The sequence below is a fragment of the Mesorhizobium sp. WSM4833 genome (genome assembly GCF_055811095.1).
The window spans coordinates 201,126-222,239 of sequence record NZ_JBVVQG010000010.1 but is presented as its reverse complement, the minus strand read 5'-3'; the positions used below and the strand labels follow the sequence as shown (position 1 = coordinate 222,239).

The window sequence follows — 21,114 nt, the reverse complement described above, 5'->3', positions numbered from 1 at the left end:
GCGTCGCAGCCAAGTGTCCCCGCCCGGGGTCTGTCCGCCATACCCCATGCTACTGCGTGCCGGCGGTCGCTTCGCCCAGCAGTTTCTGGATGGTTGCCTGGTCGGCTTCGACCGGCTTGACCTCATCGCCTTCCTTCACCAGTTCCTGGCCGGCAACGATGATGCGCGCATCGGCAGGGATGCCGCCAAGCACCAGGCCGGTCGGCGTGTCGTCGACGAGGTCGATGGGGAAGAACGCAACCTTGTTGTCCTTGCCGACGGCACGGATGCCGAGGTCGCCCTTGTCGCCGAGCGTCACCACCGAGCGCGGCAGCAGCACCGCATCGGTCGGCAGCGCGCTGAGTGCGATTTCCGCCGTCATGCCGGCCGGCACGGAGCCGTCGGCATTGGGGACGGCAACCTCGACGCGGAAGGTGCGGGTCGCCGAAGAGGCGTCGCGGCTGATGTAGCGCACGGTGCCTTCGACGGTCTGGCCGCTGACCAGCCGTATGGTGGCCTTGTCCCCGAGTTTCAGGTAGCCGAGATCGCGCTCGCTGACTTCGCCGCGGGCAATCACCGGATCGAGCTTGAGGATGGTTGCCACCTCGCCGCCCTGCATGATGGAACTGCCAAGTTCCACCGGCACCCGGTCGATAACGCCGTCGAAGGGCGCCTTCACCTCGTTGCGGTCGAGTTCGGCCTGTGCCGTTTCCAGTTGCGACTGCGCCGAGGTCAGGTTCGAGCGCGCGGTGTCGAGCTGCAGCTTGGGCAGATTGCCGGTCTTCATCAGCCGCAAGGCTGCGTCCAGCTCGGCCTGGCGCTGCACCACCAACTGCTTGGCGTTGTCGACCATCGAGATCTTTTCTTCCGCTGCAAGCATCAGCACCAGATCCCCCGTCTTGACGTGATCGCCTTGCTTGACAGGCAGCTTGTCGATGACACCGGCGACGCGCGTCGCCAGCACCGCCCGCTTGTCGGCTTCGGTCAGCCCGGAAATGCGGATGGCGCGTGCATAGGTCTTGCGTGGCGGCGTCACCACCGCGACGGTGCGCAGCGGTGCCTTCGGCTCGGCTTCAGCCGTCTTCGGCTTGGCCGCGTCCGGCGCCTTGGCCTGTTCGGCTTCGGCTGCCTTGGCTTTGTTGGCGGCTACGCTGCCGACCGACGAAAACTCGCCTGTCGCCATCCACGCCGCGAAACCAATGAGCACAACAATGGCTGCAAGCTTGTGAAACCTGATTCTCGGCATCGTCGTTGTTTTCCACTGCGGGTTCGGCCAGCGTCCTCATAACGCGGGCGCGTCGCCGATATGGGTGCGCGCCAAGCCGTGTTCAATTTGCCGTGATCGGCGAAGCGCGCTTCTACATCAAAGTTGCACCGCAATATAGTCTGAAAGTTGCAAGATCATTGCCCCGGCGGACAAGATGCGCCCGCCGCGGCCCAGTCTTCGATCGCTTGATAGGTCGCTTCGGCAGAGCCCGGAGCCGGTTCACGATCCGGCCCCGGCGCCCAGCCCCAGGCGACCAATCTGTCGTCGCGAACATGCAGCGCGATGTCCTTCAAGCTGCGGTTGCCATTGCGCAGGGGATCCTTGATCTGGGCGCAGATTTCGGCCGAGGATTTGCCGAACCAGGCCATCTCGGCCGGCGCCAGATGCCAGTTCTCGGCCCCGGGCGGCCCGTGCAATGCCTTGGAATTGCTGGAGAAATGGCAAGCCGTGCAGCGCAGGCCCGGATTGCCGAAGCCCGACCCGTGAGCACCGCGCTGGACATTGAAGGCGTGAACGCGCGTACCGCGATAGTGCGCACCCGACCATCGCGGCCGGTCGTCCGCGACATGACAGTCGGCGCAGCGCGGATGCGAGAACACCGCATAGACCTTATCCCATTCGGACAGGCCTTTCGCCGCGTCGACGGTCGCCGGCGCCGGCGTCTGGCTCTCTTGCGCAATTGCAAACGGCGCTGCGAGCACGAGCATGGCAGCAGGCGTCAGCATGATGAGGAGCTTCTTCATGCGAAGGCCACCGTTTTCGACAGCGGCAGCGTGCGGATGCGCTTTCCGGTGAGCGCGAAGATGGCGTTGGCGAGTGCTGGAGCCGCCGGCGGTGTGCCGATCTCGCCGACGCCGCCCATCTTGTGGAAATTTTCCAGGATGGCAACTTCGAAGACCGGGCACTGGAAGATCCGCATGGCATCGAAATCGTGGAAGTTCGACTGTTCGACCATGCCGTCGGCGAAGGTGATTTCCTGACCCATCGCCGCCGAAAGGCCGTAGATGGCGGCGGAAATCAACTGCGCCTCGATGATGCCGGGATCGAGCGCGGTGCCGACATCGGCGGCGATCCAAACCTTCTCGATGCGGATGCCGGCCGGCGTGTCCGCCACCTGAACGATCTCGCCGACCCAACTGCCGAAGGACAGCGTGAAGGCCATGCCCTTGGCCTTGCCGGCGGGCAGCGCCTCGCCCCATTTCGCCATCGCGGCGACTTTCTCGACCACCTTCACCGCCGAGGGATAGGCGGCCATCAGTCTCTTGCGCATCTCGACCGGATCGATTTTTCCGGCGACCGCGATCTCGTCCATGAAGCCCTCATGGAAAAAGCCGTTGACCGAACTGCCGACCGAACGCCAGGAGCCGACAGGGATGGAGACCGGCGCCGCGATACCCCTAACCCGGTAATTCGGGATCGTGTAGGGCTGGTCATAGGCGCCGTCGACAATGGTCTTGTCGGGACCGAGCGGCGATACCGAGGGGAACAGCCGGCGCAGCGTACCGGCAATCACCGATGGCGAGGCCATCTTCATGTCGACCGCGATCGGCATGCCATCGTCACCGAGCCGCGCCTGGAACTTGCCGATAGCAGCCGGCCGATAGGCGTCGTGCCGCATGTCTTCTTCACGCGTCCAGGTCACCTTGATCGGGCGTCCGCCCGTCTCCTTCGCCATCAGCGCGGCACACAGCGCGTAGTCCATCTCGACGCGCCGGCCGAAACCGCCGCCCATGAAGGTGGTGTGCACATTGATCTTGTCCTGCTCGATGCCGACCGCGTTGGCGCAAAGCTGCCGCACCAGGGTCGGCGCCTGGTTGCCGCACCAGATGTCGAGCGCACCGTCCCTGAACTGTGCCGTGGCGTTCATCGGCTCCATCGTCGCATGCGCCAGATAGGGCACGGCATAGTCTGCCTCGATGATGCTTTCGCGCGGCGCGTCGGCAAAGGCGGTTTCGACATCGCCATTGTCGCGCATCACCGACCCCTTGGTGGCAAGCGCCTGCTTCAGCACATCTGAAATGGCGGCGCTGCTGAGCGGATATTCAGGATCGGACCACTGGGCGTCGATCGCCTCGGCCGCCTTGAATGCTGCCCATGTATTATTCGCGATGATACCGAAGCCATGGCCGTAATTCGTCTCGAGCGGCACGATCTTGATCACCCCAGGCATTTTCTCGGCTTTGGAGAGGTCCGCCTTGACCGGCTTCGACCAGAAGCGCGGGCTCATCTTGACCGTGCCGTAGACCATCTCCGGCAGCCGGACATCGATGCCGAAGATCGGCGCCCCGGTGAGCTTTGCCAGCATGTCGATGCGCTTCTGCGGCTTTCCCAGCAGCTTCCAGTCGGCCCGGTCCTTGAGCCTGACTTCGGCCGGCGGCGCCATCGCGGCGGCAGCCGCGGCGACCGCGCCGTAGGTCAGCGATTTGCCCGACGCCTTGTGCAGGATCGAACCGTCGGCCGTTTCCAGATCGGCCGCCGCGACACCCAGTTTTTGCGCTGCCGCTGCGACCAGCATCTGCCGGGCAGCGGCACCCGCTTGCCGCATCTTGTCAAAACCGTCGCGTGTCGAAGCCGAACCGCCGGTGCCCTGCAGGGCAAGGAATTTGCCGACCACACCGAGACCGGAACGCACCGCCTGCGCGGTCAGGCTTTCATCGAAGAAGGCGAACGGACCGCCCTCCTCGAGGATCGCGGCGTTGTAGTAGGCATGGGATGCCGGTCCATGCTCGACCATGACCCGGTCGAGCCCGACGTCGAGTTCCTCTGCGACCATGGCCGCCAGCGTCGTCGAGATGCCTTGCCCCATCTCGGCGCGCGGCGCGACGATGGTGATGGTGGTGTCGGCGCCGATTTTCACATAAGGGTTGAACGTCGCCTCGCCCTTGCCAAGCTCGGCCTCGAGCGGGTTGGGGAACGGCTTGCGATAATAGTAGTAGCCGACGGCAACGCCGCCAGCGACAGCGGCAGCGCCAATCAGAAACGTGCGGCGGGCGATCTTTCCGACCCTGGCCATGGTCAGAGCCCCGCCGTCTTGAGCGCCGCGGCCTTTTTGATGGCCGAGCGGATTTTGGGATAGGTGCCGCAGCGGCAGAGATTGCCGCCCATGGCGTTGTCGATGTCGGCATCGCTTGGGTCGGCGACTTCATCGAGCAGCGCCACCGCGCTCATGATCTGGCCGGCCTGGCAGTAGCCGCATTGCGCGACCTGTTCCTCCAGCCATGCCTGCTGCACCGGATGCAGTCCGCCTGCCGTGCCGATGCCTTCAATGGTGGTGACGGCGCCGCCGACCTCGCCGACGGGAAACGAACAGGAACGCACCGGCTGACCGTCGACATGCACGGTGCAGGCGCCGCAGGCGGCGATGCCGCAGCCAAACTTTGGCCCGGTCTTGCCAATGAGATCGCGCAGTGCCCACAGCAGCGGCATGTCCGGATCGGCGTCGATATCGAATGACTGACCGTCGACGGTGAGGCGCATGGGGATACCCTTTGTTGTCGTCCACTGCCAAGGGCGAAGCGGCCTCCCGGCCGTTTCGCTCCGATACAGATTGACAAATTTCGTCATTTTGTCAATTAGGATTTTGCAGGATAGAATTGCTCGATGAACCAGATCGAAGACATCGCCACCGCCGATCCCAAACGCGCCCGTATTCTGGATGGCGCGATGAAGGTGTTTTTGGCCTATGGCTTCTCGCGCACCACCATGGACGACATCGCCCGTGCCGCCGACATGTCGCGCCCGGCGCTCTATCTCCTGTTCAAGAACAAGACCGACATTTTCCGCGCCATCGCCATGATGATCCTGTCGCGCTCGGTCGAGGCGGCAAGATTTGCCCTAGCCGGCGATGGCCCTTTCAACGAGCGCATGATGCGAGCCATCGATGAGGCCTTTATCTCGATGATGAGCGCGGTCGTTGCCTCGCCGCACGGCGCCGAATTGCTGGACATGAAATCGAGCCTTGGCGATCTGGTGGGCTGCTGGCGCGGCGGGCTTGGCCAACACATCGGCGCCGCGATAGAGGGCGAGGCAGCCAGGAACGGCGTCGATCTGGCGGCCAGGGGCCTGTCGGCGCAACTGCTTGCCGACATGCTGCTCGACGGGCTGGAAGGCATGAAGGCGCGGATCAGAGATCCGGAAGGGCAGCGGCAGGCAGCCGCTGCCCTGATCAGGGTGATCGGCCTGACCTTGAAAGCATAATTGCGGACCAATCGATGCACATCGATTGGTCGCTCAGGCGCGCCGGCGCTCTGCCTCCGGGTTCTTGCGGGCCGCAAGAAATTCCTTGACCCGCCGGCCGGGTGCCGGACCGCGTACCGGCTTGAAGCCGTCATCCAGTTCGCCGGAGAGATCGAGCGTCGGTCGCTTGCCGACGGCGTCGTAATTCTCTTCCAGCCAGTCGCTGGCGGCGGTGCGGCCGAGATCTCTGAGATAGGTCAGGAACGCCCATTCGGCATTGACCTTCGAGGACGCCGACAGGTCCTTGAACGCCTCGTCGGCATCGATGCGGTGCATGCGGATGTCGCGGTACTCGCCATGCGGCAGACGGCCGGCGGCGATCAGCTCCTTGACGAAGGCAATCGAGCGGAATTCGCGCAGCAGCCCGGCGTTGAAGGTGATCTCGTCGATGCGGTTCTGGATCTCGTTGGCGCTTCTTGGTGTTCCCTCGCGCACCACCGGATTGATCTGCACCAGAAGCACGTCCTCGGTCGCAGCCGTCTTGAAGAACGGATAAAGCGCCGGATTGCCGCCATAGCCGCCATCCCAATAGGGCACGCCCTTGATCTCGACGGCGCGGAACAATTGCGGCAGGCAGGCCGAGGCCATCACCGTATCGAGGTCGATCTCGCCGTCGGAAAACACGCGCAACTGTCCGGTCTCGACATTGGTCGCCGAGATGAACAGTTCCATCGACTTGCAGGCGCGGACGTTCTCGAAATCGATCTCCTGCTGCACCACGTCGCGCAGCGGATTGAGGCCGAGTGGGTTGGCGACATAGGGCGAGAACACCCGCGACATGGTGTCGAAGAAGAGATAGCCGGGCGTGTTCTCGATCGACCAGTTGCCCCAGGCGACGTCCCACGGCATGCGCTGCACCGGGCTGAACCGCCCCTTGGCCGCCACCGCGCGCCAGAAATCGTCAAGTTTTTGCCGCGCGCCTTCGACACCGCCGCGCACATATCCATCGGCCAGCGCCACCGCGTTCATGGCGCCGGCGCTGGTGCCGGACACTGCTGATATCTCCAGCCGTCCGTCCTCCAGCAGCCGGTCGAGCACACCCCAGGAAAAGGCCCCGTGTGAGCCGCCGCCCTGAAGCGCTACGTTGATCTTCTTCGTCTCCTCCGCCTTGCCGTTCTTGGTCATGGCGTCGTCCTTGATCTATCCCTTTGGGTGGATGAGAGAGTTTTGCGCCTCACGCGGCGGTCCAGCCGCCGTCGACCGACAGTTGCGTGCCGTTGACCTGCGCCGCCGCGTCCGAGCACAGGAACACCGCCGCTGCCGCGATCTGCTCCACCGTGACGAATTCCTTGGTCGGCTGCTTGTCCAGCATGACCTCACGGATGACGGTCTCGCGGTCCATCTGATGGGCTTTCATCTGGTCGGGGATCTGCGCCTCGACCAGCGGCGTCAGCACATAGCCGGGGCAGATGGCGTTGCAGGTGATTTTTTCGCGCGCCAGTTCGAGCGCAACGGTTTTGGTCAATCCCATGATGCCGTGCTTGGCCGAGACATAGGCCGATTTGAACGGCGACGCGACCAGGCCATGCGCCGAGGCGATGTTGACGATCCGGCCGCCGCCGGCCTTTTTCATCAGCGGGATGGCGGCCGCGATGGTGTGGAACGCCGACGACAGGTTGATGGCAATGATGGCGTCCCATTTCTCGATCGGAAACTCTTCCACCGGCGCGACATGCTGGATGCCTGCATTGTTGACGAGAATATCGACCGAACCGAATGTCTCGGCCGCCTTGGCGATCAGCGCCCGGCATTCGGCCGGCTTCGACATGTCGGCCTCGATATAGGCCGTCTTCGCCTTGTGCTGTCTGGCGATCGCGTCCGCGACGGCGTGGTCGGCAGCCGTGTCGGAGAAGGAGTTGACGACGACATTATGGCCTTCGGCCGCCAGCGCCTGGGCGATGGCCAGGCCAATGCCCGATGTGGAGCCGGTGATGACTGCGGTTTTTCTGGCGGCCAAGGTCGAAATCCTCTGGTTGCGGCAAGAGCGATCTTATGTTGCAGTGCAGCATATATGCTCAATGCGACGCAACAACAGCGGCGAGAATTTTTCGACGAGATGAAATTTTCGTCATGAGCGGCCACACGGCCGCTCACCAGGAGGATCCTGATCGGATCGGTGTCGCTCGCCAGGCGCCGAAAGAACCTCAGGCGACCAGGTCCGGCACCGGCCCGATGTAGCGCGACTGCGGTCGGATCAGCCGTCCAGTCGTCTGCTGTTCAAGCGCATGCGCGATCCAGCCGGCCACGCGCCCGGCGGCAAAGACATTGCTGAAAGCTTGCGGCGGAAAGCCCGCCGCTTGCAGCACCAGCGCGGTGTAGAACTCGACATTGGTCTGCAGCGAACGCTGCGGCTTGGCGATCCTAAGCACCTCGAGCGCCGTATGCTCGACGGCCTCCGCAAAGGCCAGCCGGCGACCGGTTTCGCCCTCGCCGCCGAGTTGCCGCACGACGGCCTTCAGCACATCGGCGCGCGGATCGCGCACACGGTAGATGCGATGGCCGAACCCCATGATGCGCCTGCCCTGCGCGATCTCGTTGCGCAGCCAGCCGGCGGCATCACCATGCGCCTGGATCGCATCCAGCATCTCGATGACGGGGCCAGGCGCGCCACCATGCAGCGGCCCTTTGAGCGCGCCAAGCCCGGCCAGCACAGAGGATGTCAGGCCGGCCTGCGTGGAGGCGACCACGCGCGTCGCAAAGGTCGATGCGTTGAGGCCATGGTCGCAGACGGTCACCAGATAGATGTCGAGCGCTTTTGTGAGCGCCGGCGAGGCGACGCGGCCGCTCAGCATCCTCAGCATGTCGGCGGCATGATCGGCGCGGCTGTCCGGCGCGATCGGCTGCTCGCCGCGCCGCAGGCGCAGCAGCGCCGGCGTCAGCACGGCGGGCGCCGCGATCAGCAGCAAGGCGTCGGTCAAGGTCTCGCCATCCGGCAGCTGCGCCATGCCGGCGCGCATGGCGCTGTAGACATCGAGCGGCGCCAGCAAAGGCAGCGAGGGCAAGAGCCGTTCGAACACGTCCGCACGCGCCTCTCCCAGCGCCCGCGTCAGTTGCGCATCATCGGGAAGGTCGTTGAAGAAGCCGTCGAGCAGCAGTCTAACCACCTGGGCATAGTTCCAACGGCCGGCCAGTTCCGGCAGCGAATGACCTCGGATCGTCAGACGGCCGCCAAGACCATCCACATCGGAAAGCACGGTTTCCGCCGCCACCACATCATCGAGCCCATTCGCCATAGCCTGTCTCCTTGAAGCATTTCCGGATCGGAGATAGAGATGGGCAACGTTTCCATCAATCTTGATCAATAGAATCAATATCAGGGCTCGATATGTCCGAGTGGTTGTCCCGGGAAGAGGCGCTGGAGAGACTCAAGGTGCGGGCGCAGACGCTGTACGCCTATGTCAGCCGTGGGCGCATCGGCATGCGGCCCGACCGCGCCGATCCGCGCCGCAGCCAGTACCGCGCCGACGATATCGCCGCACTGGCGACCCGCCGGGCGCGCGGCCGCAGCCCGTCAGTCATCGCCGAAAGCGCCATCGCCTGGGGCGAGCCCTCGATCGTAACGGCGATTTCGACCGTCTCGCACGGTCGGCTCATCTATCGCGGGCAGGACGCCGCAGTGCTCTCCGGGCACGCCACACTGGAAGAAGCCGCCGCCGTTCTCTGGGCTCTGCCGAAACCGGTGGCTTTCGAGGCAGCGTCGCCGGACGCACCCCATCAAGCTGGCCGAGCCTCGGCCTTTGCGCAACTTGCCGTGCTTGCCGGCCAGGGGCGCCCGTCGCTCGGGCGCAGCGCCGCCTCGCTGCATACCGATGCCGCGCACGCGGTCGGCGTGCTGGCCGCCGCGCTGGGCGCACCGGCGGGGTCAAATCCCGTCCATCAGCGGCTTGCGCAGGACTGGTCGGTGGATGCCGGCCGCGCCGATGCGATCCGCCGTGCGCTTGTCCTGCTTGCCGATCATGAACTGAATGCGTCGACCTTCGCCGCGCGCGTCGCAGCCTCGACCGGCGCGCCGCTGGCCGCTTGCCTGCTGGCAGGGCTCGCGACGCTGTCAGGCCCGCGCCATGGCGGCGCCGGCGAGGCGGTGATGCAACTGGCGGAGGATGCGGCGCGGCATGGCGCCGATGCGACGATCCGGCGCTGGCTCAGCCATGACCGGCCGCTGCCGGGGTTCGGTCATCAGCTCTATCCTGACGGCGACCCCCGCGGGGCGGCGCTGCTGTCGGTGATCGAGGTTGACGGCACACTATCGTCGCTGCGCGACGCTGCCTTTGCGGCGACCGGCGCGCTTCCCAACATCGACTTTGGGCTGGCCGCGCTGACGCGCAGCCTAGGCTTGCCGCGCGATGCACCGTTCCGCCTGTTCGCGCTCGCACGCAGCGTCGGCTGGGCCGCGCACACGGTCGAACAGATAACAAGCGGAAGTGTCATCCGGCCGCGCGGCCGCTATGAGGGCGTGCTGGTGTAAGGTCGCAAGAACGCCAGGCGCTCAGGACATCGTGTCGAGCTTGCGCTGCATGGCCGCGATCTGGTCCTTAAGTTCCTGAAGATCGTCGGGCTTGTCAGGCGTTTCCTTCCTGGCCGGCTCGGGCGACGTCGCAGCGGCTGGCGTGGAGCCCGCAGGCGGGAACGGCGTGAACAGCCGCATCGCATTCTGGAACATTTCCATGTTGCGGCGCGTCTGTTCCTCCAGCGCCTTGATCGGCGTGGTGATCTTCATCATGTCGAGCGGCGACTTGCCGAGCGCCCCCTTCATCTGCTCGCGAAAACGCTCCTGCTCCTTGGAAAAGGCAAGCATCGACTGTTCGAGGAAGCTCGGGACGATCATCTGCATCTGGTCACCGTAATAAGCGATGAGCTGGCGCAGGAACGGGATCGGCAGCATGTTCTGCCCGTCCTTGTTCTCCAGTTCGAAGATGATCTGGGTCAACACCGGATGCGTGATGTCGTCGCCGGTCTTGGCGTCCTGGACGGTGAACTCCTCGCCCTTCTTGACCATCTCGGCGAGGTCCTCGAGCGTCACATAGGTGCTGGTGCCGGTGTTGTAGAGGCGGCGATTGGCGTATTTCTTGATGATGATCGGATCGTCTTTAGCGGCCATCTACATCCTCCCGGGGACACCGGCGCGCCTCTGAGTAAGCCGCCGATAACGATTGTGCCTTTTTTGAGGATATGCGCAAAAGCCTCACAATTCCAAGCAGTTTGTGCAGTGCGGGATCACTAAATGCTGCATGGCAGGCAAAATATGCTGCGCAGCAATGGACGAATGGCCGCCATGGCAAGGCATGGCCTGCTTGCGGCGCATGGGCGCCATGCCCATTTCCGGTTTGACTTGGGGTTGGGAAAGGGCAAGAAAAGTCCCCAACGACAGAGCAACACCCTTGAAGTCTGGAGAAGAAAATGTCCGCTTCCATCGTCATTGCCAGTGCGGCGCGCACGCCGGTCGGCTCCTTCAACGGCGCTTTCGCCGCCACCCCGGCGCATGAGCTCGGCGCCGTCGTTATCACGGAATTGCTGTCGCGTGCCGGCGTCGAGCCAGGCGAGGTCGACGAGGTCATCCTCGGCCAGGTGCTGACCGCCGCGCAAGGCCAGAACCCGGCCCGCCAGGCGTCGATCAATGCCGGCCTGCCCAAGGAAACCACCGCCTGGGGCCTCAATCAGGTTTGCGGCTCGGGCCTGCGCGCCATCGCGCTCGGCATGCAGCAGATCGCCATCGGCGATGCCAAGGTGATCGTCGCCGGAGGCCAGGAATCGATGTCGCTTTCGACGCATGCCCAGCACCTGCGCGCCGGCGTCAAGATGGGCGACTTCAAGCTGATCGACACCATGATCAAGGACGGGCTGTGGGACGCCTTCAACGGTTACCACATGGGCAACACAGCCGAAAACGTCGCGCGTCAGTTCCAGATCACCCGCGAAGACCAGGACCAGTTCGCGCTCGCCTCGCAAAACAAGGCCGAGGCCGCGCAGAAGGCCGGCAAGTTCAAGGACGAGATCGTCGCCGTCACCATCAAGGGCAAGAAGGGCGACACCATCGTCGACCAGGACGAATACATCCGCCACGGCGCCACGATCGACGCCATGACCAAGCTGAAACCGGCTTTCGACAAGGACGGCACGGTAACCGCCGCCAACGCCTCCGGCATCAATGACGGCGCCGCCGGCGCGCTGCTGATGAGCGAAGCGGAAGCGGTGAGGCGCGGCATCACCCCGCTGGCGCGCATCGTGTCCTGGGCAACCGCCGGCGTCGATCCGCAGATCATGGGCACCGGACCCATTCCCGCCTCGCGCAAGGCCTTGGAAAAGGCCGGCTGGTCGGTCGGCGATCTCGACCTGGTCGAGGCCAACGAAGCCTTTGCGGCGCAGGCCTGCGCCGTCAACAAGGACATGGGCTGGGATCCCTCGATCGTCAACGTCAATGGCGGCGCCATCGCCATCGGCCATCCGATCGGTGCGTCCGGCGCTCGCGTCTTCAACACGCTGGTCTTCGAAATGCGCCGGCGCGGCGCCAAGAAGGGTCTCGCTACCCTGTGCATCGGCGGCGGCATGGGCGTCGCCATGTGTGTCGAAGCACTCTGAAGAAAGTCACTAAACGGGCGGCGTGCATGCATGTCGCCCAAAAGTGCGCAGCGGTTTTGGGAACACCGACATGCATAAAACCAAACATCTGAAGCGCATCGCCTGAATCTACTTCAGCGCGACGCGCTTTAGCCGCCCGTTCTGTATCCAGTGCCTGCCAAGCCCGACAACAGGGCGATATCAAAAAAGGGGAAATGCATGACCAAGGTAGCAATCGTCACAGGCGGATCGCGCGGCATCGGCGCGGCGATCTCGATCGCATTGAAGACCGTCGGCTATTCGGTTGCGGCGAACTATGCCGGCAATGATGCCGCAGCGGCGAAATTCAAGGCTGAGACCGGCATTCCGGTCTACAAATGGTCGGTCGCCGACTATGATGCCTGCGCCGCCGGCATCAAGCAGGTCGAGGCCGATCTCGGCCCGGTCTCGGTGCTGGTCAACAATGCCGGCATCACCCGCGACGCCATGTTCCACAAGATCACGCGCGAGCAGTGGAAAGAGGTCATCGACACCAACCTGTCCGGCGTCTTCAACATGACGCATCCGCTGTGGAGCGGGATGCGCGACCGCAAGTTCGGCCGCATCATCACCATCTCCTCGATCAACGGCCAGAAGGGCCAGGCCGGCCAGGTCAACTATTCCGCCGCCAAGGCCGGCGATATCGGTTTCAGCAAGGCTCTCGCCCAAGAGGGGGCTCGCGCCGGCATCACTGTCAACGTCATCTGTCCCGGCTATATCGCCACCGAGATGGTCAAGGCGATCGACGAGAAGGTGCTCAACGAGCGCATCATTCCCCAGATTCCTGTCGGCCGCCTCGGTGAGCCCGAGGAAATCGCGCGCTGCGTCGTCTTCCTCGCATCCGAAGATGCCGGCTTCATCACCGGCTCGACCATCACGGCCAATGGCGGCCAGTATTTCGCCTGACGACGGCGATGTAGGCGCAGAGATCGACGGGCCGGCGCGCCGGCCCGTTTTCGTTGGCGCCATGGTCCTTCGAAGTGACAGCACGGCTGCTGACCCAATCCGGCACGCAGAGGTTAACAGCGGCCCGGCCGGCCTGTGCGAAACCTGCCTCCAAGCCTGTGGATTCTCGGTGGATAAGCTGTTCACAACACAAGATATTGGGGTGAACAAAACGGGAAAATTCCGCTATCGCTGATTCGTCGCCGATTCGTTCCGGCTTTGAGCTGAACGTTAACGACGACAGCCGGAATCCCCTGCCAATTGCTTAACGCAGATTAAGAAAGATCAACAATTTCATAACGTTGGTCGAGGCATGCCAAGCCACTGTGATCGTTTATCGACAAAGGTTAATGGCAATGCCCTCTTAGCACGAAACGGGCCAGTTCAGCGATTCAGCATGTGGTGCGTGTCGCGGCCGCGAAATCCACATATAGCCGTGAACAAAAGCTGAATCTGCAGGAGTCACTGATTCGTCGCCGATTCGTTCCAGACTCGTTCTATCCGTTAATCCGCATCTGATTGAGAGCTTGACAGAACCACCTTCTGGCTGCCGACGGAACATTCCGCTTTCGCTTCGCGCCCGAAATCCCTATGTGTCGCCTGTCATACGCGCCCATTTGAGGCACGCTCCCGACAACCAGAGGCCAGAAGCCTTATCTCCAGGTCCCGGAAGCCTTATTCTAGGTTGATGAACATCCAGCCCAAACACACTGAGCCGCTGATCCTGTCGGGCCGCGACGTGACCGCCGTGCTCGGGCCGACCAACACCGGCAAGACCCATCTCGCCATCGAGCGCATGGTGGCGCATGAGAGTGGAATCATCGGCCTGCCGCTCAGGCTTCTGGCGCGCGAGGTCTACGCCCGCGTCTGCGAAAAGGTCGGCGCCCACAAGGTTGCGCTGATTACCGGCGAGGAAAAGATCCAGCCACCGGGCGCCAAATATTCGGTCTGCACCGTCGAGGCCATGCCGCGCGAGACCGACGCCGCCTTCGTCGCCATCGACGAGGTGCAGCTCGCCGGCGACCTCGAGCGCGGCCACATCTTCACCGATCGCATCCTGCACCTGCGCGGCCGCCAGGAAACGCTGCTGCTGGGCGCCGCCACCATGCAAAGTATCCTGCAGCGCCTGCTGAGGGGTGTCTCGGTGGTGACGCGGCCGAGGCTGTCGCATCTTGCCTATGCCGGCTCCAAGAAGCTGACCCGCCTGCCGCGGCGCACGGCGATCGTCGCCTTTTCCGCCGACGAGGTCTACGCCATCGCCGAGTTGATCCGCCGCCAGCAGGGCGGTGCCGCCGTCGTGCTCGGCGCGCTCTCGCCGCGCACCCGCAACGCCCAGGTGGCGCTGTTCCAGTCCGGCGATGTCGACTACCTCATCGCCACCGATGCCATCGGCATGGGTCTCAACCTCGATCTCGACCACGTCGCCTTCGCCCAGAATCGCAAGTTCGACGGCTTCCAGTACCGCAATCTGACGGCGGCCGAGCTTGGCCAGATCGCCGGCCGCGCCGGCCGGCATCTGCGCGACGGCACGTTCGGTGTCACCGGCCAGGTCGACCCGCTGGACGAGGATCTGATCAAGAAGATCGAAGGCCACGACTTCGACCCGGTGAAGGTGCTGCAATGGCGCACCGCACATTTCGACTTTGCCAGCCTCGACGCGCTGAAGCGCTCGATCGAAACCAACGCCCCGGTTGAGGGACTGACACGGGCATTGCCTGCCGTCGATGCACAGGCGCTCGAGCATCTGTCGCGCGACGAGGACATCCGCGCACTCACCACCAATGCCAAGCGCGTGGCGCTGCTGTGGGAAGCCTGCGCGCTGCCCGACTACCGCAGGATCGCGCCGGCCCAGCATGCCGACCTCATTGCCTCGATCTACACGGACCTCGCACGCCACGGCCATGTCGACGAGAATTACATGGCCGAGCAGGTGCGCCGCGCCGACACAACAGAGGGCGACATTGATACGCTCTCGCATCGCATTGCCCAGATCCGCACCTGGACATTCGTGTCGAACCGGCCCGGCTGGCTGGCCGATCAGGCACACTGGCAGGAAAAGACGCGCGAAATCGAAGACAGATTGTCGGATGCGCTGCATGAGCGGTTGACGAAACGCTTCGTAGACCGCAGGACTTCCGTCCTCATGCGGCGCCTTAGAGAAAATACCATGCCTGAAGCCGAAATTAGTTCTACCGGAACCGTCCTTGTCGAAGGCCACCATGTCGGCGAGCTGCAAGGGTTCCGCTTCACCGCCGACCAGACCGCCGGCGGTGAAGACGCCAAGGCGGTGCGCACCGCCGCCCAGAAGGCGCTGGCCGCCGAGTTCGAGGCGCGTGCCGAACGCTTCGGCGCCTCGGCCAATGGCGATATCGCGCTCGGCTCGGACGGCACGCTGCGCTGGATCGGTGCGCCGATCGGCACGCTTGTATCAGGCGAAGACGCGCTGAAGCCGCGGCTGGTGCTGCTGGCCGACGAACAGCTGACCGGCCCGGCGCGCGACAAGGTCGCCGCGCGTGCCGAGCGTTTCGTCAATTTCCAGATCGAGTCGCTGCTGAAGCCGCTGGTCGACTTGAAAAACGCCGACCAGATTTCCGGCATCGGCCGTGGCATCGCCTTCCAGCTGGTCGAGAATTTCGGCCTCATCAACCGCCGCGACATCGCTGAGGAGATGAAGTCGCTCGACCAGGAAGGCCGCGCAGCCCTTCGCCGGCTTGGCGTGCGCTTCGGCGCCTACCATGTCTTCGTGCCGGCGCTGATCAAGCCGGCGCCTGCCGGGCTGGTGACGCTGCTGTGGGCGCTGAAGAACGACGGCAAGGACAAGCCAGGTTTTGGCGACGTGGTCCATGCGCTCGCCTCGGGTCGCACCTCGGTGGTCATCGACCCGGCCTTCGACAAGACCTTCTACAAGCTTGCCGGCTACCGCAATCTCGGCCGTCGCGCCGTGCGCATCGACATCCTGGAACGGCTGGCGGATCTGATCCGCCCGGCGACCAACTGGAAGCCCGGTCTCGGCCAGCGCCCGGACGGCGCCTATGACGGCCAGTCCTTCATGGTGACGCCGCCGATGATGTCGATCCTCGGCGCCACCGCGGACGACATGGAAGAGATCCTCAAAGGTCTCGGCTACCGTGCCGAGCCGAAGCCGGCCGTCGAGGTCAAGGCGCGGCTCGAAGCACAGGACAATGCCGCGCGCGAAGCAGCGATGGCGAAGCTTGCGGCGGAAGAGGCTGCACGAGCCGAGCAGACCAAGGCGGCGGACGCCGCAGCAGAGGCAGCAGTCGAAGGGTTGGAGCCGGCATCGGACGCAGTGGCCGTTTCGGAAATGGCGACCGAAATCACCTCCGACGCCGCGGCGGAACCTGCTGCGCCTGCCGTGGGAGAACAGGCGGACGCTCCGGTCGAAACCGTGCAAGACGAAGCGCCTGTTGCCGAGGCTGCTGCTGAACCGGAACCGGTTGAACCGCAGGCAGAGGCTGAAGCCGCAGCGGCAGAAGAAGTTGCACCGGCCGAGCTGGTGTCAAATGCCGCGCCGGCAACGGACGCCGCGCCGGACGAACCCGTGACGGTGACTGAAGCAGCCACCGGGGAACCCGCTCCGGAAGCCGACGCGCCAAAACCCATCCTGTTGTGGCGTCAGGGTCGTTTCGAACAGCGCCCGCGCAACCGCGACGACAACCGCAGGAACAATCGCCCACGCAACGGACAAATGCGCGGCCGAAGCGATGCGCCTGCGGACGCCGGCGCACCGGCCGCCGCTGCACCCGGAGAGCGTCCGGCCCATGAAGGACGGCGCGATGGAGCCGGCAAGCCGCGCTTCGACCGCTCGAAGTTCAAACCCAAGCCGCAGGCCGAAGGCGAACAGCGACGTGACAGGCCGCAGGGCGAGCGTCCCGACCGCCGCGAAGGCCGTCCCGACTGGAAGGGTGGCAGGCCGGATGGCAAGGGTGGTCCGCAAGGCGGCAAGCCCGCCTTCCAGCCAAAGCCGCGCGAGGAGCGCCCGGTGCGTTTCGATCCGGATTCGCCCTTCGCCAAGCTCGCCGCTCTGCGCGACCAATTGAAGAAGTAGAACCCGGCTCGCTTCGATGGTTGCCGAAGGCCGCCAGCGCATCGACAAATGGCTGTTCTTCTCCCGCGTCGTGAAATCGCGCTCGCTGGCGGCGAAGTTGGTCGTCGCCGGCCGGGTCCGCATCAATCGCGACAAAGCAGCGCAGGCCTCAGATCAGGTCAAGCCAGGCGACGTCCTGACCATCACGCTCGAGCGGCGCATCTTCATCTGGAAGGTCCTCGGCGCGGGTGCGCGACGCGGCCCGGCCGAGGAAGCCCGTACGCTCTACGAGGATATGTCGCCACCGCCCGCACCGAAGGGCGAAGCCCCTCCCGATGCAATTCCGGGGCTGCGCGAGGCCGGCAGCGGCCGCCCGACCAAGAAGGAACGTCGCCAGACCGACCGATTGCTCGGCGAAGATTGATGCCTGGCGTCCAAAAACAGGCGGCGCTTGCCAGGATAACGACGTGTTTGAAGCAAAACTGAACCCGGCAAACAGGAAGCCCTGCATGAGGTCGCCGGCCTCTGGGGCGCCGGCTGCCTGGAATTCCATTTCGAAACGCTGATGCCGACAGGAATGGCTGCCCTTGCAAGCAGCGGCCAAAGGCGTTACCTGACGGAAAAAGCCCAACAAAATGGGACGTCCCGGAGCCGACCGATGACCTATGTCGTGACCGACAATTGCATCAAATGCAAATACATGGACTGCATCGAGGTCTGTCCGGTCGATTGTTTCTACGAAGGCGAGAACATGCTCGTCATCCATCCCGACGAGTGCATCGACTGCGGTGTTTGCGAGCCGGAATGCCCGGCCGACGCGATCAAGCCCGACACCGAGCCCGGCCTCGACAAATGGCTGCAGGTCAATACCGAATATGCCGAGAAATGGCCCAACATCACCGCCAAGAAGGAACCGCCGGCAGACGCGAAATCCTTCGACGGCGAGGCCGGCAAGTTCGAGAAATACTTCTCCGCCGAGCCCGGCGAAGGCGATTGACAATACGGCCGGAAAGGCCGGTATTACGCAGGGTAAGAGGCACGTCACATTAACCGGCTTGACAGCCGGCGCCGGGTTGTGGCCTTCGCGTATGCAGCAAAACCTTGATTCTTCCGACTTTTTGTGTTACATCAGCGAAACATGCCGGTGACACAACGTCGATTTATGGCGCAGACGCCCCAAATCACTGAAAGGTGAAAATCCCATTCGGACCAGAGCGATCTGGGCCAGGCGGTCGCGATGTTGCGGTTTGCCGGTCCGGCTTTTCCGATGGGTTCATCTGTTGTGCGGCTAACGGTCGGTTTCTCCGATCGCGCGAGTTCGGGCCGGCAGGACGCCGGTACCACAACAAGGAGTTCAGTGCGCAATGGCAACGATCACCCCGCAGAAGAAGTCCACCGCTGCGCGTCACGGTTTCAAGACCGGCGAGTACATCGTCTACCCGGCGCATGGCGTCGGCCAGATCGTCTCGATCGACGAGCAGGAAGTTGCTGGACACAAGCTGGAACTGTTCGTCATCGACTTCTCGAAGGACAAGATGCGCCTGAAGGTGCCGGTCGCCAAGGCGACCTCCATCGGCATGCGCAAGCTGTCGGAAGAGGATTATGTCGAACGCGCGCTGAAGGTCGTGCAGGGCCGCGCCCGCGTCAAGCGCACCATGTGGTCGCGCCGCGCCCAGGAATATGATGCGAAGATCAATTCGGGCGACCTGATCTCGATCTCGGAAGTCGTGCGTGACCTCTACCGCGCCGATAACCAGCCGGAGCAGTCCTATTCCGAGCGTCAGCTCTACGAGGCGGCGCTCGACCGCATGGCCCGCGAGATCGCGGCCGTCAACCGCATGTCGGAAACCGAAGCCGTGCGCCTGATCGAGGTCAACCTCAACAAGGGCCCTAAGCGTGGCGCCAAGGCCGACAATGAAGAGGCCGAGCAGGAAGAAGCTGCCTGATCTTTCTCACCTTTCGAGAAATCCTGCCAGAAACGATTGGAGGCTCCGGTTTGACCGGGGCCTCTTTTGCTTTCGGGCGGCAGCTTCGATGTTGGTAGGCCCTGCGCATCAGCATGCTGCATCGCGGCTTGCCGGCACACCGAACCGTCGAGCGCGCGTTTTCGTTTTAACGTGTGTCGCCACTTATCGCCTTGCCGCCAAAGCAGACCGCGGCAATGGTCTCGCGCAATTCCTCGTCGGCGATCGGCTTGTGCAGGATGCGGCTGCCGCTGGCGCTGATCTCCTTGAGGCGCGCCGGCGACGTATCGCCAGTAATGATGATGGTCGGGACAAGCCAGCCGATATGGGCGTGAAGCGCACGGATCGCGTCAGTGCCGGTGGTGTCATTCTCGAGACGGTAGTCTGCGATGATCAGGTCGACCGGCGCATCGCCGGCAGCCAGCGCCGCCGTATGGGCCTCCTGCGCCTCTGCGGCGGAGCGGCCGGGATAGACACGATGTCCCTCCAGGCTGAGCAAGCGCACCATGGCATCGAGAACGTCGCCCTCGTCCTCGACCACCATGATGCCGGCGGCACTGCTGGCCGGCGATGTCGTGTCTACCTCCAAGCGAGCTTGCACCGCGCCGGCCTTCGCGACGGTGATGGAAAACAGGGAACCGCGCCCGGACGTCGAAGCCAATTTCAGGGGGTGCCCCAACAGCTCGGCGGTGCGGCGAACGATGGCGAGCCCGAGTCCCAAGCCTTGCGTGCGGTCCCGCGCCGGGTTCTGCAACTGCACGAACTCCTCGAAGACCATCCCCTGCTGATCGGCGGGGATGCCGGGGCCGCTGTCGAGGACCTGTATCTCCACACATGCGCCGCGCCGGCGACAGCCCAGCAGGACACCACCTTGCTTGGTGTAGCGAAGGGCATTCGAGACCAGGTTGTTGAGGATGCGCTTCAACATCATCGGGTCGCTGTCGACGTAGAGACTGCTGTCTACCACGCGCCACGTAAGTCCGCGTTGTTTTGCCTCGGCGGCGAATTCATTGCGAAGATCACCAAAGAGGTCGCGCAGCGGCACCGCCTCGCTCGTGACCGTGACGATGCCCGCATCGAGCCGCGAGATATCGAGCAAAGCGTTGAGCAGCCCACTGAAGTTGCTGACAACCGATTTCGCCCGGCTGGCCAGATCGCGCGCCTCGCCGGAGGTTACGTCGCCGCGCTGCCCCAATATGGCAAGCGTCGAGACCAGCAGGCTCAGGGCATGGATCGGTTGGCGCAGATCGTGACTCGCCGCCGCCAGAAAACGCGTCTTGGCACGGTCGGCGGTCTGCGCCCTGTCGCGTTCCTCTTGCAGGTGCTCGACCAGCGTTTCGTTCTCCAGTCGCAGGCTGACGGTTTCGCGCAGCATGCGGTAGGTGATACGGCAGTAGTAGAAATTGATCGCCACCAGCGATGCGAGCAGGAACAGGAAGGCGCCGGAAATATCGCTTTGGGTGGTCAAGCAGCGCAAGGCGACCGGCACCACCGTGGCCAGGATGGAACCGACCAGCGCCGGCGGAAAGGCCGACAGCGACGGCACCGTACCGCAGACGAGACCAGTCAGGACGATGACCGTGAAGGACAGCACGATCGGCGCCTCGGGCATAAAGCCGACCCAGCCAAGCACCCCCCACAGAAGGCCCGACATACAGGAAAACGCCGTGGCCAGCCATGCCCAGCGCAAGATCGAGCCGCGATCCCTTGAGCGGCTGAAAAAACGGCGCGACGCCAGCACCCGGATAGCCGTCAGCAGATACAGCGCCGCCAGCCAGCCGGTCAGCCAATTGGCGGAAACGGCCGTTCTCAGAACATAGACCGCCGCCATCGAGATCACGATGTTGGAGATGACCACGCCGTAGGAATTGCGATACAGGAGTTCGACCAGGGCCTGGCGTATCTTGTCTTCCTGCATCGAATCCCTCCAATTGTCCCAAGTAATTCTCCGGCCGGTCTTCCCCGGTACCGTTGATCTACCGGCAACCTGTTTCGCATAAGTTGGCGATCGATCCATATACGCCGCCGCAGCCCTGGATGGTGCCCCGATGAACCGCTCACCGCCATACTCGCCGACGACCATG

18 protein-coding genes are annotated in these 21,114 nt (G+C 64.0%); 8 read left to right on the top strand and 10 right to left on the bottom strand.

The window, feature by feature from the left end:
* Window positions 1-49: 49 nt before the first annotated feature.
* The 4 genes from AC0L2D_RS21790 to AC0L2D_RS21775 all read right to left on the bottom strand — a co-directional run bounded on the left by AC0L2D_RS21790 (window position 50) and on the right by AC0L2D_RS21775 (window position 4,723).
* The gene (locus tag AC0L2D_RS21790) at window positions 50-1,225 is read right to left on the bottom strand and encodes an efflux RND transporter periplasmic adaptor subunit (RefSeq protein WP_082827499.1); all 1,176 of its coding nucleotides are present in this window, start codon (window positions 1,223-1,225) and stop codon (window positions 50-52) included.
* Between the two features lie 155 nt (window positions 1,226-1,380).
* Window positions 1,381-1,989 carry a hypothetical protein gene (locus tag AC0L2D_RS21785; RefSeq protein WP_473542350.1) on the bottom strand — a complete coding sequence of 203 codons (609 nt, stop codon included), beginning with the start codon at window positions 1,987-1,989 and terminating at the stop codon, window positions 1,381-1,383.
* The gene (locus AC0L2D_RS21780) at window positions 1,986-4,259 is read right to left on the bottom strand and encodes a xanthine dehydrogenase family protein molybdopterin-binding subunit (protein WP_473542349.1); all 2,274 of its coding nucleotides are present in this window, start codon (window positions 4,257-4,259) and stop codon (window positions 1,986-1,988) included. Before AC0L2D_RS21780 ends, AC0L2D_RS21785 begins: the two co-directional genes overlap by 4 nt.
* A 2-nt stretch (window positions 4,260-4,261) precedes the next feature.
* Complete coding sequence (locus AC0L2D_RS21775) at window positions 4,262-4,723, bottom strand: (2Fe-2S)-binding protein (protein WP_063169182.1); 462 nt, start codon at window positions 4,721-4,723, stop codon at window positions 4,262-4,264.
* A gap of 123 nt (window positions 4,724-4,846) precedes the next feature.
* Between AC0L2D_RS21775 and AC0L2D_RS21770 the strand changes: the two genes are divergently transcribed.
* Window positions 4,847-5,443 (top strand): TetR/AcrR family transcriptional regulator, encoded by a 597-nt coding sequence (locus AC0L2D_RS21770; RefSeq protein ID WP_473542348.1) that lies wholly within the window; start codon window positions 4,847-4,849, stop codon window positions 5,441-5,443.
* A 33-nt stretch (window positions 5,444-5,476) separates the two neighbouring features.
* Here the strand turns inward: AC0L2D_RS21770 and AC0L2D_RS21765 are convergent, their stop codons facing one another.
* From AC0L2D_RS21765 to AC0L2D_RS21755, 3 genes are all read right to left on the bottom strand, one after another.
* On the bottom strand, window positions 5,477-6,607 hold the full coding sequence (locus AC0L2D_RS21765) for a patatin-like phospholipase family protein (RefSeq protein ID WP_027162499.1): 1,131 nt from the start codon (window positions 6,605-6,607) through the stop codon (window positions 5,477-5,479).
* 49 nt (window positions 6,608-6,656) lie between these two features.
* Complete coding sequence (locus AC0L2D_RS21760) at window positions 6,657-7,439, bottom strand: 3-hydroxybutyrate dehydrogenase (protein ID WP_473542346.1); 783 nt, start codon at window positions 7,437-7,439, stop codon at window positions 6,657-6,659.
* 187 nt (window positions 7,440-7,626) lie between these two features.
* Window positions 7,627-8,715: a citrate synthase/methylcitrate synthase gene (locus AC0L2D_RS21755; protein WP_473542344.1), complete on the bottom strand. Its 1,089-nt coding sequence runs from the start codon at window positions 8,713-8,715 to the stop codon at window positions 7,627-7,629.
* A 92-nt stretch (window positions 8,716-8,807) separates the two neighbouring features.
* Here AC0L2D_RS21755 and AC0L2D_RS21750 point away from each other — a divergent pair, with 92 nt between their 5' ends.
* Entirely contained in the window at window positions 8,808-9,947 is a 1,140-nt protein-coding gene (locus AC0L2D_RS21750) for a citrate synthase (protein WP_024502945.1), read from the top strand.
* Between the two features lie 21 nt (window positions 9,948-9,968).
* Here the strand turns inward: AC0L2D_RS21750 and phaR are convergent, their stop codons facing one another.
* Both phaR and AC0L2D_RS21740 read right to left on the bottom strand, forming a co-directional pair.
* Window positions 9,969-10,580 carry a polyhydroxyalkanoate synthesis repressor PhaR gene (gene phaR, locus AC0L2D_RS21745; protein WP_013529185.1) on the bottom strand — a complete coding sequence of 204 codons (612 nt, stop codon included), beginning with the start codon at window positions 10,578-10,580 and terminating at the stop codon, window positions 9,969-9,971.
* An 84-nt stretch (window positions 10,581-10,664) separates the two neighbouring features.
* Window positions 10,665-10,793 (bottom strand): hypothetical protein, encoded by a 129-nt coding sequence (locus AC0L2D_RS21740; RefSeq protein ID WP_255337222.1) that lies wholly within the window; start codon window positions 10,791-10,793, stop codon window positions 10,665-10,667.
* A gap of 86 nt (window positions 10,794-10,879) precedes the next feature.
* Here AC0L2D_RS21740 and AC0L2D_RS21735 point away from each other — a divergent pair, with 86 nt between their 5' ends.
* The 6 genes from AC0L2D_RS21735 to AC0L2D_RS21710 all read left to right on the top strand — a co-directional run bounded on the left by AC0L2D_RS21735 (window position 10,880) and on the right by AC0L2D_RS21710 (window position 19,012).
* Complete coding sequence (locus AC0L2D_RS21735) at window positions 10,880-12,058, top strand: acetyl-CoA C-acetyltransferase (RefSeq protein ID WP_024502944.1); 1,179 nt, start codon at window positions 10,880-10,882, stop codon at window positions 12,056-12,058.
* Between the two features lie 198 nt (window positions 12,059-12,256).
* On the top strand, window positions 12,257-12,982 hold the full coding sequence (phbB, locus tag AC0L2D_RS21730; protein ID WP_013529183.1) for an acetoacetyl-CoA reductase: 726 nt from the start codon (window positions 12,257-12,259) through the stop codon (window positions 12,980-12,982).
* 727 nt (window positions 12,983-13,709) lie between these two features.
* Window positions 13,710-17,087, top strand: coding sequence for a helicase-related protein (locus AC0L2D_RS21725; protein ID WP_473542341.1), 3,378 nt, complete (start codon window positions 13,710-13,712; stop codon window positions 17,085-17,087).
* Between the two features lie 16 nt (window positions 17,088-17,103).
* Window positions 17,104-17,490, top strand: coding sequence for an RNA-binding S4 domain-containing protein (locus tag AC0L2D_RS21720; RefSeq protein WP_013529181.1), 387 nt, complete (start codon window positions 17,104-17,106; stop codon window positions 17,488-17,490).
* A 234-nt stretch (window positions 17,491-17,724) separates the two neighbouring features.
* The gene (gene fdxA, locus AC0L2D_RS21715) at window positions 17,725-18,063 is read left to right on the top strand and encodes a ferredoxin FdxA (protein ID WP_013529180.1); all 339 of its coding nucleotides are present in this window, start codon (window positions 17,725-17,727) and stop codon (window positions 18,061-18,063) included.
* A 367-nt stretch (window positions 18,064-18,430) separates the two neighbouring features.
* Window positions 18,431-19,012: a CarD family transcriptional regulator gene (locus AC0L2D_RS21710; RefSeq protein ID WP_013529179.1), complete on the top strand. Its 582-nt coding sequence runs from the start codon at window positions 18,431-18,433 to the stop codon at window positions 19,010-19,012.
* Between the two features lie 166 nt (window positions 19,013-19,178).
* On the opposite strand, the gene AC0L2D_RS21705 is transcribed toward AC0L2D_RS21710, so the two are convergent.
* The gene (locus tag AC0L2D_RS21705) at window positions 19,179-21,113 is read right to left on the bottom strand and encodes a hybrid sensor histidine kinase/response regulator (protein WP_473542338.1); all 1,935 of its coding nucleotides are present in this window, start codon (window positions 21,111-21,113) and stop codon (window positions 19,179-19,181) included.
* Window position 21,114: the final 1 nt, after the last annotated feature.

Coding starts and splice junctions, on each gene's coding strand:
- AC0L2D_RS21770 (WP_473542348.1), top strand. CDS start 4,847: ATGAACCAGATCGAAGACATCGCCACCGCCGATCCCAAACGCGCCCGT.
- AC0L2D_RS21755 (WP_473542344.1), bottom strand. CDS start 8,715: ATGGCGAATGGGCTCGATGATGTGGTGGCGGCGGAAACCGTGCTTTCC.
- AC0L2D_RS21790 (WP_082827499.1), bottom strand. CDS start 1,225: ATGCCGAGAATCAGGTTTCACAAGCTTGCAGCCATTGTTGTGCTCATT.
- phaR (WP_013529185.1), bottom strand. CDS start 10,580: ATGGCCGCTAAAGACGATCCGATCATCATCAAGAAATACGCCAATCGC.
- AC0L2D_RS21720 (WP_013529181.1), top strand. CDS start 17,104: ATGGTTGCCGAAGGCCGCCAGCGCATCGACAAATGGCTGTTCTTCTCC.
- AC0L2D_RS21725 (WP_473542341.1), top strand. CDS start 13,710: ATGAACATCCAGCCCAAACACACTGAGCCGCTGATCCTGTCGGGCCGC.
- fdxA (WP_013529180.1), top strand. CDS start 17,725: ATGACCTATGTCGTGACCGACAATTGCATCAAATGCAAATACATGGAC.
- AC0L2D_RS21775 (WP_063169182.1), bottom strand. CDS start 4,723: ATGCGCCTCACCGTCGACGGTCAGTCATTCGATATCGACGCCGATCCG.
- AC0L2D_RS21785 (WP_473542350.1), bottom strand. CDS start 1,989: ATGAAGAAGCTCCTCATCATGCTGACGCCTGCTGCCATGCTCGTGCTC.
- AC0L2D_RS21740 (WP_255337222.1), bottom strand. CDS start 10,793: ATGGCGCCCATGCGCCGCAAGCAGGCCATGCCTTGCCATGGCGGCCAT.
- AC0L2D_RS21780 (WP_473542349.1), bottom strand. CDS start 4,259: ATGGCCAGGGTCGGAAAGATCGCCCGCCGCACGTTTCTGATTGGCGCT.
- AC0L2D_RS21735 (WP_024502944.1), top strand. CDS start 10,880: ATGTCCGCTTCCATCGTCATTGCCAGTGCGGCGCGCACGCCGGTCGGC.
- AC0L2D_RS21710 (WP_013529179.1), top strand. CDS start 18,431: ATGGCAACGATCACCCCGCAGAAGAAGTCCACCGCTGCGCGTCACGGT.
- AC0L2D_RS21750 (WP_024502945.1), top strand. CDS start 8,808: ATGTCCGAGTGGTTGTCCCGGGAAGAGGCGCTGGAGAGACTCAAGGTG.
- phbB (WP_013529183.1), top strand. CDS start 12,257: ATGACCAAGGTAGCAATCGTCACAGGCGGATCGCGCGGCATCGGCGCG.
- AC0L2D_RS21705 (WP_473542338.1), bottom strand. CDS start 21,113: ATGGTCGTCGGCGAGTATGGCGGTGAGCGGTTCATCGGGGCACCATCC.
- AC0L2D_RS21765 (WP_027162499.1), bottom strand. CDS start 6,607: ATGACCAAGAACGGCAAGGCGGAGGAGACGAAGAAGATCAACGTAGCG.